Genomic DNA, 12,920 nt, shown 5'->3' on the forward strand with positions numbered 1-12,920 from the left:
GGCGGTCATCCCGCTCACGTCTTCCTGGCGTGCAGCAGGAGGATCGAGGAGAGGGACGGCGCCGCGCAGGCGAGCCGGTCGAGGGGGCGCAGCGGGCGCGGCACTCCGTGGAAGGGCGCTCCCGTGACCCGTACGACGTCGAAGCCCGCCGCGGCCACGAACGAGCGCAGCGCGCGGGCCGTGTACAGCCGCAGATGGCCCACGACCTCGCTGCCGGGGCGGCCGTGCACGCCGCGCAGGCTGACCTCGGAGAAGACGGGCTGCACCCCGGCGAGCAGCAGCGCCCGGTTGTACCAGGCGGCGAGGTTCGGCGTGGACAGCATGAGATGGCCGCCCGGGCGCAGGATCCGGCGGATCTCGTCGAGCGCGGCATCGGGGTCGACAAGGTGCTCGATCACCTCGCTGAACAGGACGGCGTCGGCGGTTCCCGCCGCGAACGGCAGCCCGCTCGCGGTGAGTTCACCGCGCACCACGTCCGGGATACGGGCCCTGGCCCGCTTGAGGGCGTCCTGCGACCAGTCGACGCCGACGATGCGGTGGCCCGCGAGGAGCGGCGCCGCGGTGGCCGCGGCCTGTCCGTCGCCGCAGCCGATGTCGACGACGGTGGCGGGGAAGGGCGCGGGCGGGCCGAGCGCGGCGGCCAGCGCGCGGGCCTGGCGGTGGGAGCGCTGTGCGCCGGAGGCGACCGGCGTCGCCGGGTTCTCGTAGAAGTCCCGCAGCCCGGGCGGGGCGGACGTGGTGGTCATGGCGTCGCCTCCTGCGTCGCGTGCAGGTAGTGCTCGAACAGGTCCCGCAGCCGGTCGCCGTCGCCCGGCCCGAGCAGGGTGCGCGACCAGCGCAGGGCGAGGTGCAGCCGGCCCGCCGTGGACGCGGTCGTCACGGTCAGGCCGCGCGGCATGCGCGCGGGCGCCGAGAACCAGACGGCGTGGGCGCGGCCCGCGTCGCCGAAGTCGAGCGGGTAGGGGACGCGGCCGATGTTGCTGAGCAGCGTCGTCGACGTCCAGGGTGCGGCGGCCCTGCGCAGCCCGCGCGTGACCGCGGCGCGCCAGGCGACCGGGGCGAGCGGGGCGGTGAGGAGAGCGGCGCCGTGACCGAGCTGGGGCCGGTCGAGGGCCTTGAGCGCGCGGGTGCGGACCGCGGTGCGGTGCAGCAGGAGAGGGATGCCCGTGGAGGTCAGCTCCGCCGGTTCGAAGGTGACGTCGACGAGGCGGGTGCCGTTGCCGATGGGCATGTCCGCGCCCCGGGGCCGGTCGTCCACCGGCATCGTGATGCGCACAGGGCGCGGGCGCGCGCCGTGCTCCCTGTTCCAGTGCGTGATCATCAGGGCTGTGGCGGCCATGAGCTGGTCGTTGACGGTGTACGGGGCGCCGGAGGGCCGGTGCGGCACGGGCAGGTCCGCGACGAGGAGGCCGTTGCCGGGCGGGAGGGCCGGCGAGGTGTCCGGGGTGCCCGGGGCGACGCGGGCGGGCGGGGACCACGGCGAGGGCCCGCGCAGGTCGGGCCCCGGAGCCCCGGGCGGCGCCCGGTGTGGCGCCGGCGCGCCGGGGGCATGGGTGTGGCCTCCGTAGATCTCGGCCGCCGTCGCGAGGACGCGCAGGCAGGCCGGGCCGTCCAGAGCGGTGTGGTTGATGGTGAGGAGCAGGACCGCGGCACCGTCCTCCCGCTGCCGCACCACCTCCAGACGGATCGGCGGCGACGCGGTCAGCGGCGGGGTGCGGGTCAGCGCGCGCGTCCGGGCCTCCTCGAGCGCGTCCGGTCCCGGCGGCGGGAAGGCGACCACGTCCACATCGGGTCCGTGGGTCAGCTCCCACTCGTAGCGCCGCCGGTACCAGGGGCCCGCCGCCTCCCGCATCAGGACGCGCGGATGGCGGCGCAGCGCCTCGGCGAAAGCGGCCGTCAGCCGGGCGGGGTCCGGGGAGCCCGGCAGATGGACCTCGATGTGGACGGTCTCGGGCTCCTCGTCCTGGAGACAGTGCCGGGCGACCTCGTCGACCACGGGAAACGGGACGCGCCGCGGCGCGACGGGGGCCGGCACGCTCATGCCGATCCTTCCTGAGAGGGGCCGCCGGGCGGCCGCGGCGGTTCGGCCGGGGCCCCCGCCGGCCTCTGAGTGGTCGCCAGCGCCGCGAACAGGGCGACCAGCGCCAGGAGTTGGGCCACCGGGCCGAAGGCGCCCGCGGACGACCGGGACGGCTCCCCGGCTCCCGTCGCGGCGGCGACGCCGGCCCCCGCCATCGCCAGGAACGCGATCGGGACGAGGAGCGCGTGCCGCCGCCACGCCACGAGCGCGAGCGCCGGGACGAGCAGCGCGAGCGGACCCGCGATCACCGCGCCGACCAGGGTGAGCGCGACCGTGCCGAGCAGCAGCCCGGGCGGGGGTGCGGGCGGCGTCGCCTCCGCGGCCGCCGCGCGCCGCCGGAACAGGGTGATCCCGGCGAGCGCGAGCACGCCCGCGGCCCCGCCGAACAGTCCCGCCTCGTACGTCCGCGCCGGTTCGTAACTCAGTTTCACGGTGCCGCCCGCGCCCTGGGGGACGAGGAAGCCCTGCTGCCAGCCGTCCAGACGCAACGGGGTCAGCTCCTTGCCGTCGAGGGTCGCCCTCCAGCCGTCGTTGACGTTCTCGTACGTCGTCAGGTAGGTGGCGGGGCCGGTGCCGACGCTCACCTCCCTGCGGTCGCCTTGCCAGTCGCGGACGCGCAGGGCGCGGCCGGCGGGCGGGGTGGTGGAGGGTGCGTCGGTACGGGTGAGGGTGGCGTCGGCGAGGCGGAGGGGGCCCTTGTCCTGCTCAGTCTCCAGGGTGTGGGTGCCGGCGGGGAGCGTCAGTGACGCGGGGGCGGCCTGCCCGCACAGGGTCACGGCGATGGGGCGGCGCTCCACTAGGTCCCTGACCGTCCCCTTCGCGCCGGTCCGGTGGCGTGTGCCGTCGACCGTGACGTCCGGGCCCTTGCCGCACGGCAGGCTGAACGTGCGGGTGGGGGACGGCTGAGGCGTGCGGTACCGGTCGAGCGCCGGGAGGTACGCCTCCGTCAGGCCGACCGGCAGTTGCAGATCGGCGTCCGCCACCGGGTTGTGGACGGTGAGGGGCGCCGTCGCGGTGACGGTGATGTCCAGGCGGTCCGTGGTGATCGGGTCGAAGCGGGCGACGCCGTTCTCGTCGACGCCCGCCACGGCCGCCCCGTCCGGCGAGCTGATCTCGATCTTCTCGGGGCGGGTGGAGAGGCCGCCGGCGGCGGCGAGTACGACTTCTCCCACCGGCTGCTTGTCCGGCCAGCGCAGATGGATGGTGGGCCGGTCGCCCGCGATCCACGCCGTCGTCAGGTCGCCGTCCGTGAGATTGCGGGCCGACAGGTCGCCGCCGAGCGCGGACGTGGAGTCCGCGGTGGCCGTGATGCGGCGGCGCTGATCGGGCGCCACCTCGTAGAGGAGTTTGTCGAACGCGTCGCCCGGAGCGGGCCGCGCGCTCGCCCTGAGGGTGTACGTGCCGTCTTCGGCGGTCGTGAACCGGCGCCCGAGGCTCGGCTCCCCGGTGGTCGCGTGGAAGCTGAACTGCTGTGCGTCCGTGGAGTCCTGGGGCAGCCGAAGCAGCCGGGTCACCCGGACGCCCGGGATGTCGATGTCGGAGAAGCCCGCGCCCGCGAGACCTGTGTGGCCCGCCTGCGCGCCCAGGATCGTGATCCGCAGCCAACCGCTGCTCCCCGCGGCGGCCTTGACGGTCTGGCGCCTGCCGTTCGGCTGGAGGGTGGAGGTGGCCGAGCCGGATTCCGTCTGTATGCGGATCCGGGTCGGCGCGGCCCTGACTCCCTCCTGCGGCAGGGGAGTCACCTGGAGCGTGCCGGGCACGGGTGTCTTCGAGGAGAACGCGATCCGCAGCCACTGCCCGTCGGGCGTGCCCGGTGTTCCCTCCGCCCATGCCGTGTCGGGGTTCCCGTCGAACGCGTTCACCGGGTCGTACTGCGGCAGGTGGAACAGCCAGTTCCCGCTCGACGACGCCGTGACCCGCGCGGCGCCGCGCAGCACGGCGGTCGTCTGATGGCGGATCCCCTCACCTGGCAGGATCTGCCGCGGTTTCGCCCCCGGGTCCTGCGTGCTGCCCGGCGAGTTCCGCTCGGTCGGCGTGTACGTGTACGAGGTGTTGGAGCCGACCAGGCCGAAGCGGGTGTCGGCGCGGCGAAGGCCGTCACCGGCCGTGCGCAGCGCGGGCGTCCCGGTGCCCGGGTGGTTGTCGCCGGCCAGGACGGTGGGCCTGCCGCGCATCGCCGGGTCGGCGGACCGCGGCAGGAGCGACTCGGGGCCGCCGCTCACCTCCGCCGTGCCGGAGACCGGCAGCAGGGCGGCCCGGCCGGGGCGCCGCGCAGTGCCGGGTGCGTAGATCTCCACCGCGCGCCGGCGCGGATAGAGCCCCTCGACCTGGAGCGGGGTGCCCTCGGCGATGCGCCCGCCGGTCGTGACGGGCCCGAACCCGGTGACGCGCCGGTACCCGGACTCCTCCAGGGTGCGCTCGACGGTCGCGGTCGGTACGTAGCCCAGCTGGTCGGGGTCGAGGTCGTTGCGGACGACGACGTAGTGCAGGCCCGCCCGGCTCAAGTAGTCCTGGAGACCGGGAACTTCACCGCCCGTGGTCAGGGCCTGCTCGACGGCGTCGAGGGCGCGGCGGTTGCCGGGCGTGCCGAAGGGGACGAAGTCGCGCTGTGCCCAGGGCGAGTCGGCGAGGACGTCGAGGGGCTGGTCGATGGGGGAGCCCCAGGTGTAGATGCCGTGCGCGGTGGCGGGCACGACGAGGGCACGTGAGTCGGGCGAGTGCTTCTTCAGCCAGTGCGCCGTGGTGTCCCAGTACGCGGGCAGGGAGCGGAACGAACCCGGCTGCAGGATCGAGCCGTTGAGGTACGGCCAGGCGAGACCCGGCAGGATCAGCACCGCCGCCACGAGGGGCGCGAACCGGCGGTGGCGCAGGGGGCGGGCGCCGCGCGGCTCGGCCGCGACCGCCGTCACATGCATCAGTCCGAAGGCCAGGGTGAGCCCGAGGCCGGTCTGGAACTTGTAGATGTTGCGGAACGGGACCAGGCCGCCGTTCAGCCAGGACTGCACCGTGGTGTGGAAGGGCGCGCCGAGCGCGCCGCCGTAGCCCGCGAGGGTGATCAGCGCGACCGTGAGGACCGTCAGGACGAGCCAGCGGCGTTCCGGCAGGTCGCGGCGGGCGAGCCCGGCGAGCCCGCAGGCCGCCGCGAGCGCCGACCCGACGACGGTCACGGCCGCCGTCGCGACCGTCCAGCCCGCAGGGAGCCAGGCCTCGCCGAAGTGCAGGTACGCCACCCAGTTCCCGGCGCCGCGCAGGGACTCGGCGGCCGACATGGTGGCGGTCGTGGTCTGTGAAGTTTCCACGTACGGAAGGAAGTTCTCGCCGTACACGCCCAGGAGGAGCAGCGGCAGGATCCACCAGGCCGTCGCGAGGATCACCGACGGGGTCCACCACGCGATCAGCTTGCGGCGGCGCGGGCCCGCCGGACGGGAGAGGAGATAGAGACCCACCGGGAGGAGGGAGGCGAGCGTGGCCGCCGCGTTCACCCCGCCCATGAACGGGACGAGGAGCGCCGAGCGCGTCGCCGCCACACGCGCGCTCGTGCGGTCGTTCGTGAGCGGCAGCAGCACCCATGGCAGGAACGCGCCCGGCAGGGCGGCCGCCGACGTCGAGCCGACGACGATCGTGAACGCCGGCCACAGCGCGTAGGCCACCGCGCCGAGCAGCCGGGTCCGCGGACTGCCGATCCTCAGGCGTTCCGCCAGGCGCAGGGCACCCCAGAACGCCACCGTCACGATGACCGACAGCCACAGCCGCTCGGCCAGCCACACCGGAAGGTGCGTCAGCCGCGCGAGCCCGTAGTAGGGCAGCATCGGGAACGAGTAGCCCACGTACTGGTCGAAGATCCCGCCGAAGCCCGCCCGGTCGTGCCACAGGTCGCCCAGGTCCGTGAGGAACTTCCACGGGTCGAGCGCGACACCCAGCTTCGTGTCGAAGGTCATGCGCCCGGGCGACACCGCCACGAACAGCACGAACAGCGTCGCCCAGAAGCCCAGCAGCCAGCGCCGCGAGCGGGGCCCCCGCCCGTGTCCTGGCCGGGAGGGGGCGGGGCGGGCCGCCGCCGGGGGCGGCGCCTGGACCGTGCTCGTCATGGAGAACACCGCCGGAGGATGAGGAGGAGGTTCCAGGTGGCGAACTCGCGCACCCCCGGCACCTTCGCGACGGTCGTCGCGAGGAACGGCCAGTAGCGGGAGCGCGCGCAGACGACGGTGATGTCGTCACGGGCCCTGACCTGGCGCAGCGTCGGGCCGATGTGATGCGCGAAGAGGTTCTCGCCGAGCGTGTGCTTGGGCGCCCTGCCCGTACGCCGCCGGTAGCGGGCGCGGGCCCGGTCGGCGCCCAGGTAGTGCCAGGGCGCCCACTCGTGACCGCCCCACGGGGAGAGCCAGTTGGTGAACGAGAGATAGATGATCCCGCCGGGCCGTGTCACCCGGACCAGCTCGCTGAGGAACGTCTGCGGGTCGTCCACGTGCTCCAGGACGTTCGAGGAGAACGTGACGTCGGCAGCGCCCTCGGCGAGCGGCAGCAGGTAGCCGTCCGCCACGACAGCGGGCGTGGCGGGCCGCGCGCCCAGCTCCCTCGCGTCGGGCTCGAAGAGGACGCCGTGCGCGCCGCGCCGCCGGAACTCCCGCGTGAAGTAGCCGGACCCGCCGCCCACATCGACGACGACCTTCCCCGCGACGCCCCCGCAGACCGCCTCGACCTGGTCGGCGGCGTCGCGGGCCAGCAGGGAGTAGCAGGCCTCGGGGTCCTGCTGTTCGCGCAGGAACGCGCGGAACAGGGCGAGCGAGCGGCGAAGCGACGGGTCGGGCGGGGACGTCCGTGTCGAGTGCGTCATGGCGCGGGGCTCCTCACCGCCTCGGCGGCCACGGCTCTGAACTGCCGCACCGTGTGCGCCCAGCGGAAGGTCGCGGCGCGCTCCTCGGCGGCCTTGCCCATCAGCCGGCGCCGCTGTCCGGACAGGGCCAGCGCGCACCAGGCCGCGGCGAACGACGACTCGCCGCGCGCGAGAAGACCCGTGACGCCGTCCTCGACGGAGTCGCGCAGCCCCGGCACGTCGAATCCGATCGCCGGGGTCCCGCGCGCGGCGGCCTCCGTGACGACCAGGCCCCACCCCTCCACGGCGGAGGGGTGCAGCAGCAGCCACGCCGCGCACAGCAGCCGGTTCTTCTCCGCCTCGGAGACATGACCCATGAACTCGACGCCGGGGCCGACGAGTTGTTCGAGGCGGTCCCGCTCGGGTCCGTCGCCGACGATGAGGAGCCGGCCGCCGGTGACCGGCCGCACCCGCTCCCACAGGCGCAGCAGCAGATCGATCCGCTTGTACTCGACGAGCCGGCCCATCGCGAGGAAGAGCGGCTCACGGGAGCGGTCCGCGCGAGGGCCCGGCTCCTCGACGCCGTTGTGGACGACGCGGATGCGTTCGCGTTCGACGCCGAGTGCCCGCAGCGCGGCAGCCGTCGACGGCGAGACGGCCACCAGCAGACCGCGGCGCTCGGCGCCGGAGAGCGCCCAGTGCTCCAGTCGTCGCCCGAGCCGCGCGGCCGGCGCGAGCGGCCCGCCGAAGCGCATGCGCCACAGATCGGTGTGGACGTGGTTGACCAGGCGCAGCGTCGGGCCGCGGTGCCACAGCGGCGCGAGGTACGGCATGCCGTTGCACACCTCCACGAGCAGGTCGCAGTCGCCGACCTGGCGCGCGAACGCGGAGCGCGCCCGCAGGTAGTGGCCGAGGTCGCCGCCGGCCGACACGACGCGGTAGTCGCGGAACGCGGCGGGCCCGCCGCACAGCAGCGTCACCTCGTGGCCCAGGCGGGTCAGCCCGTCGGCCAGCCGGTCGACGAGGAGTTCGGAGCCGCCCGCAGCCGCGTTGCCGAGGTCGCGGTGGGCGAGGAAGACGATCCGGCGCGGCGGCGGGGGAAGCGCCGGGTGGGGACGTGCGTCGCCGGGGTGGGGCGTGCGCAGGGGGGTGGGCACGTGCTGGGGCATGGGTGCTCCAACTCGTCTCGGGGTGCGGAACTGTGTGGGGGGAAGGGCGCGGAGCGTTCAGGGACGAAGCCTTTGCGGACGCCGTCAGGGGGACGGGCCCAGGCTGCGGAACGGGGTGCCGGGGCGGCTGTGGCGAAGGAGCTGTGCCGGGGCTGTGCGGGGGCCGTGCATGAACTGTGCGGGGGGTGGGGTGGGACAGTTTTCGCCGAGCTGTTCGATGCGGCTACTCACCGAGGTGACAAATTCTCAGCTTTCCTGAGCTGACGTCTCATCACATCGTGGAGGGTTCCAGCACTGTTGGGGACGAATCGGGATTCGACGGCTCGCTCCCGTCGTTACCGCCCCGTCCGCCCCTGCCCCGGACGACGCACACGGCACCCAGTGCCGCGAGCACCAGGCCGGCCGAGCCCGCCCCGAGCGGGAGCGTCGTGCCGAGGAGGCGGAGCCGGCCGCTGTCGTCGCCGGCGAGAGCGACCTGCTGCCGCTGCGTGGCCGGGGTGAACGCGATGCTCTCGCTGTCCAGGAGTACCACCGCGTCCTTCGCCGAACCCGGGGCGCGCAGCGTCTTGCGCGGGCCGATCGCCGCGTAGACGATCCGGCCCGTCCTCGGATCGGCGACCAGCTCGATGCCGTGGTTCGCGTACCACTCCTCGGCCAGCACCTGATTCCGCTTCGGCTGTCCCACGATCGTCCCGGGCACCAGACGTGACCCGGTCCTCGTGGCGGGGACGGTGCCGGTGAAGCGGTAGCCCTCGTAGCCCTGGATCCTCTTCGTGCCCCGGTAGGAGAGCGTGACCGTCGCGCCGAGCGTGTCGTCCCACCAGCGGTAGGCGCGCTTTCGCACGTCGAAGGGGAACTTGAGGTACGCCTCGCCCTCGAAGGACGGCTGCTCGCCGCAGCAGTGCACCGGCGCGTTGGTCCTGCGGTCGGTGACCCAGCGCTCCAGGGTCCACTGGAGCGCGTCGTGCGGGTCCGCCGCGGGCAGCGACGCGTCGGTGTCGACGGACGTGGACACGTCCCACACCGCCCGGCCGCTCTTCTCGGACGCGGCCACGTCGCCGCGCACCTGGCGTGTGACGGTGATCCTCCTGCCGTGCACGGTCTTCACCGCGCCGGTGTCGAAGTAGCTTCCGTTTCCGGTGAACACGGTCGTCGTGTCGACGTCGACGGGGGTGCGTTCGGCGCGGGGCTCGACGTACCACGCGAGCAGCGGGGCCAGGGCGAGCAGGAACGCGCCGAGACCCAGTGTGAGCAGGGAGAATGGTGAAGCTGTACGACGCATCCGGCACTCCTGGAGGTGGGGGAGGGAGGTCTGGTGCGGGCGCAACGCGACTAGGGCCGGGAACCGTAGGCGCACCCTTGACGGAGTGTCAATGCATTGCGGAGACTGGGCACTTGCCGGAACGGGGCCCGGCACGCGCTGCGCACGGGTGGGGATTCGACCTCCAGAACGAGAGGCTGACCCTGCGATGAACCGACTGCTCGCCGCCGCCCTGACCGTCGCGGCAGGTGCCCTGCTCGCCCTCGGCGCCTGCCTGGGCGTCATCGCCCTCCTGAACGCCACCCCGGACCAGCCGAACGTGCCGCTCGTGACGTACGAGACGGCCGGCCGGGAGCGCTGAGGAGTGCCCCCCGTTCCGTCGGGCGGCCCTGCCGCCGACAGCGCCGTGCGGCCCGAGCGGTCGGCCTGGCGCGATGTGCCCCGGCTCCAGGTGAGGCGGTTCGCCGGGCTCGCCATGGCCGAGGCGCCCGCCCTCGCGGAGGACATCCTTCGGGAGATCCGCCGCGAATACCCCCACTTACCCCTCGTGCTCGACGAGTCCGGCGAGCCCATGGCGCTCGTCGGCATCCGCAGAGCCATCGAGGGCTTCGTGCAGCTCCAGCTCGCCGACGCGGAGGACCGGCCGCGCTCCCATCCGGCCGTCTTCCAGGAGTTCGGCCGCGGCCAGAGCCTGCACGGCCGCAGCCTCGACTCCCTCCAGGCCATGTACCGGCTCGGGGTACGCCTGGCCTGGCGCCGCCTCGCCGAACTCGGCCAGCGGGCCCTCATCCCGCCCCCCGCCATGTACGAACTCGCCGAGTCGGGGTTCGAGTACCTCGACGGACTCGTCGACCAGTCCGTACGCGGCTATGCCGAGGCCGCCGCCCGGCAGGCCGGCGAACGCCTGCGCCTCCAGCGCAAACTCATCGACCTGCTGCTCACCGAGCGGACCGGGCACACCGACCACCCCGAACGCGGCGCCGCCGCCCCGCCCGACCCCGCGCGGGCGCTCGCCGAACGGGCCGCGCGGATCGGCTGGCCCCTGCCCCGCCGGGTCTCCGTCGGAGTCCTGCTGCGCCCCGCGCGCGAGGCCGTCGCGCCCGCCGTCGGGCAGGGCGTGCTCCTCGACATGGAGACCGAGCAGCCCCGCATGGTCGTGCCCGACCCCGACGCGGCGGGCCGCCCCGAACTCCTGCGCCGCGCCATGGCCGGCTGGTCCGGCGCGATCGGCCCGCCCGTGCCGCTGCCCGACGCGGCGAAGTCCCTGCGCTGGGCCGAGGCCGCGGTCCGGCTCGTGGAGCGCGGGCTGCTCCCGGCGGGCGAGGTGCTCCACTGCACCGAACACACCCAGGCCCTCGTGCTGCTCCAGCCCGAGGAACTCATCGACGACCTGTCGCGCCGCGCGCTCGCGCCCCTCGCCCACTGCGGCCCCACCCACGCCCGCCGCATGGCCGACACCCTCCTCGCCTGGCTGGAGACGCGCGGCGGCGCACCCGAGGTGGCCGCCAGGCTGGGCGTCCACCCGCAGACCGTCCGCTACCGGCTGCGTCAGATCCGCGAGCTGTGGGGCGACGAGATCGACGACCCGGACCGTCGCTTCGAGCTGGAACTGGTACTGCGGGCACGGCGGTTGAGGGATCTGCGCGGCGGGCCGTGACCGGCCCTTCGGCCCGCCGGTCGCCGGCGGGCCCGCCGGCCCTCGCGGTCGACCGCCCACGGGTCCGGCACCGGGCCCAGGCGTGAGCGGCGTCACAAGGGCGCGCTCCCGTGCGCGGAGGCAATCTGCGGGCCCATTGCCCGGTCAACGCTGCTGTGAGTAGCCTATGTTCGCGATACCGACCGACTGTTGAAATTTCGAACATAAGAGAAGGGGGGCCGGCCGTGGGGCGTCTCGTACCCGCCGTGACCCGGGCTCTCGACATACTCGAGCTGTTCCTGGACGGGGACGGCACCCTGTCCGCCCCGGACATCGTCCGCAAGCTCCAGCTGCCCCGCACCACCGTGCACGAGCTGGTCACGACGCTGGCCGCCCGCTCCTACATCGTGACGGTGCCGGGCGAGCCCGGCCGCTACCGCCTCGGGGTGCGCCCGTACCAGCTCGGCAGCCGGTACGCGGAGCAGCTCGACCTCGCCGCCGAGGGCCAGCAGGTGGCCCGCGAGGTCGCCGAGACCTGCGACGAGACCGTGCATGTGGCGATCCTCGAGGACACCGACGTCATCTACATCGCGAAGGTCGACAGCACCCACGCCGTGCGGATGGTCTCCGCCGCGGGGCGCCGGCTGCCCGCGCACTGCACCTCCGTCGGCAAGATGCTCCTCGCCTCGCTGCCGCAGCCCGAACTGGCGGCCCGCGTCCCGGACGACGCCGAGCTGGTGGCGATGACGGAGAACAGCATCACCGACCCCGCCCTCCTGCGCGAGGCCCTCGCCGGCATCCGGGAGCGAGGCGTCGCCGTCGAGAGCCGCGAGTCCAACCCGGACGTCAGCTGCGTCGCCGCCCCCGTGCGCGACCGTTCCGGACGGGTGGTCGCCGCGCTCTCCGTGTCGGTGCCGATGATCCGCTGGAGCGCGCCCCGCGAGGACGAGCTGGCGCAGCTCGCCGTGAAGGGCGCCGCCGACCTGTCGGAGCGGCTCGGGTACCGGGGGGCCGGCCGATGAGGCCGGAGGTGGCCGTCCGGGCGGAGGCCACGCTCGGGGAGGGCCCCACCTGGGACGCGGAGGCCGGCCGGCTGATCTGGGTGGACATCCTCGGCAGCCGGGTCCACACCTACGACCCCGCGACCGGGCGCCGCACGGTCATGGTCACCGAGCAGCACGTCGGCGCGGCCAAGCCCCGGGCGGGCGGCGCGGGACTCGTCGTCAACCTCCGGGACGGCATCGGCCTGTACGGTCCCGGCGGCGCCGACTTCCATTGGCTGCACCGCGACCCCGTGCCCGGGCGGCGCGGCAACGACGCGGCGATCGCCCCGGACGGCTCGCTCTGGGCGGGCAGCATGGCGTACGACGAGACGCCGGGCGGCGGCAACCTCGTGCGGATCGCCGCCGACGGCGCCGCGACCGAGATCCTTGGCGACGTCACGGTCAGCAACGGCACGGGGTGGAGCCCCGACGGCACGCTCATGTACTACATCGACACCCCGACGCGGCGCATCGACGTCTTTGACGTGGACGGTCAAGAGGCTGTGCGGCGGCGGGAGTTCGCGGTCGTCGAGGAAGGTGCGGGCCATCCGGACGGGCTCACCGTCGACGCCGACGGCTGTGTGTGGGTCGCCCTCTGGGACGGCTCGGCGCTGCGCCGCTACACCCCGTCCGGCGCGCTCGACCGCGTCGTGGAGCTGCCCGTGAAGCGCCCCACCGCGTGTGCCTTCGGCGGCGCGGATCTCACCGACCTGTACGTCACGTCGGCCCGCGTCGGCCTCGACGTCCCGTCCCCGTACGCCGGTTCGCTGCTCGTCCTGCGCGGCATGGGCCATGGTCTGGCCCAGCCCGCGTTCGGAGGCTGAGCCCGGACCGAGTGCCCGGAAGGTGCGGGACCCCCACTCCGGTGGGGGTCCCGCACCTTTCTGTTGCGCAACCCATTGACGCCGTCGCGTCCCG

10 protein-coding genes are annotated in these 12,920 nt (G+C 74.4%); 4 read left to right on the plus strand and 6 right to left on the minus strand.

What is annotated here, in order from left to right; genetic code table 11:
* Nucleotides 1–14: 14 nt before the first annotated feature.
* The 6 genes from ACFC96_RS14215 to ACFC96_RS14240 form a co-directional block, all read right to left on the minus strand.
* Nucleotides 15–746, minus strand: coding sequence for a class I SAM-dependent methyltransferase (locus ACFC96_RS14215; RefSeq protein ID WP_376612428.1), 732 nt, complete (start codon nt 744–746; stop codon nt 15–17).
* Nucleotides 743–2,041, minus strand: coding sequence for a condensation protein (locus tag ACFC96_RS14220; RefSeq protein ID WP_376612430.1), 1,299 nt, complete (start codon nt 2,039–2,041; stop codon nt 743–745). Before ACFC96_RS14220 ends, ACFC96_RS14215 begins: the two co-directional genes overlap by 4 nt.
* A complete protein-coding gene (locus tag ACFC96_RS14225) occupies nt 2,038–6,168 on the minus strand; it encodes an alpha-(1->3)-arabinofuranosyltransferase family protein (protein ID WP_376612432.1) in 4,131 nt (1,376 codons plus the stop codon). Before ACFC96_RS14225 ends, ACFC96_RS14220 begins: the two co-directional genes overlap by 4 nt.
* Nucleotides 6,165–6,914 carry a class I SAM-dependent methyltransferase gene (locus ACFC96_RS14230; protein WP_376266029.1) on the minus strand — a complete coding sequence of 250 codons (750 nt, stop codon included), beginning with the start codon at nt 6,912–6,914 and terminating at the stop codon, nt 6,165–6,167. Before ACFC96_RS14230 ends, ACFC96_RS14225 begins: the two co-directional genes overlap by 4 nt.
* Complete coding sequence (locus ACFC96_RS14235) at nt 6,911–8,062, minus strand: glycosyltransferase family 4 protein (protein WP_376612434.1); 1,152 nt, start codon at nt 8,060–8,062, stop codon at nt 6,911–6,913. Before ACFC96_RS14235 ends, ACFC96_RS14230 begins: the two co-directional genes overlap by 4 nt.
* A 271-nt stretch (nt 8,063–8,333) precedes the next feature.
* The gene (locus tag ACFC96_RS14240; protein WP_376612436.1) at nt 8,334–9,344 is read right to left on the minus strand and encodes a DUF3068 domain-containing protein; all 1,011 of its coding nucleotides are present in this window, start codon (nt 9,342–9,344) and stop codon (nt 8,334–8,336) included.
* A gap of 187 nt (nt 9,345–9,531) precedes the next feature.
* Here ACFC96_RS14240 and ACFC96_RS14245 point away from each other — a divergent pair, with 187 nt between their 5' ends.
* The 4 genes from ACFC96_RS14245 to ACFC96_RS14260 all read left to right on the plus strand — a co-directional run bounded on the left by ACFC96_RS14245 (nt 9,532) and on the right by ACFC96_RS14260 (nt 12,826).
* Nucleotides 9,532–9,684 (plus strand): hypothetical protein, encoded by a 153-nt coding sequence (locus ACFC96_RS14245; RefSeq protein WP_376263073.1) that lies wholly within the window; start codon nt 9,532–9,534, stop codon nt 9,682–9,684.
* 3 nt (nt 9,685–9,687) lie between these two features.
* Entirely contained in the window at nt 9,688–10,980 is a 1,293-nt protein-coding gene (locus ACFC96_RS14250) for a helix-turn-helix domain-containing protein (protein WP_376263072.1), read from the plus strand.
* A gap of 224 nt (nt 10,981–11,204) precedes the next feature.
* Nucleotides 11,205–11,981 (plus strand): IclR family transcriptional regulator, encoded by a 777-nt coding sequence (locus tag ACFC96_RS14255; protein ID WP_376612438.1) that lies wholly within the window; start codon nt 11,205–11,207, stop codon nt 11,979–11,981.
* Entirely contained in the window at nt 11,978–12,826 is an 849-nt protein-coding gene (locus ACFC96_RS14260; protein ID WP_376612440.1) for an SMP-30/gluconolactonase/LRE family protein, read from the plus strand. Before ACFC96_RS14255 ends, ACFC96_RS14260 begins: the two co-directional genes overlap by 4 nt.
* Nucleotides 12,827–12,920: the final 94 nt, after the last annotated feature.

Source organism: Streptomyces sp. NPDC055955 (assembly GCF_042270245.1).
GTDB lineage: Bacteria > Actinomycetota > Actinomycetes > Streptomycetales > Streptomycetaceae > Streptomyces.

Coding starts and splice junctions, on each gene's coding strand:
- ACFC96_RS14215 (WP_376612428.1), bottom strand. CDS start 746: ATGACCACCACGTCCGCCCCGCCCGGGCTGCGGGACTTCTACGAGAAC.
- ACFC96_RS14220 (WP_376612430.1), bottom strand. CDS start 2,041: ATGAGCGTGCCGGCCCCCGTCGCGCCGCGGCGCGTCCCGTTTCCCGTG.
- ACFC96_RS14225 (WP_376612432.1), bottom strand. CDS start 6,168: ATGACGAGCACGGTCCAGGCGCCGCCCCCGGCGGCGGCCCGCCCCGCC.
- ACFC96_RS14230 (WP_376266029.1), bottom strand. CDS start 6,914: ATGACGCACTCGACACGGACGTCCCCGCCCGACCCGTCGCTTCGCCGC.
- ACFC96_RS14235 (WP_376612434.1), bottom strand. CDS start 8,062: ATGCCCCAGCACGTGCCCACCCCCCTGCGCACGCCCCACCCCGGCGAC.
- ACFC96_RS14240 (WP_376612436.1), bottom strand. CDS start 9,344: ATGCGTCGTACAGCTTCACCATTCTCCCTGCTCACACTGGGTCTCGGC.
- ACFC96_RS14245 (WP_376263073.1), top strand. CDS start 9,532: ATGAACCGACTGCTCGCCGCCGCCCTGACCGTCGCGGCAGGTGCCCTG.
- ACFC96_RS14260 (WP_376612440.1), top strand. CDS start 11,978: ATGAGGCCGGAGGTGGCCGTCCGGGCGGAGGCCACGCTCGGGGAGGGC.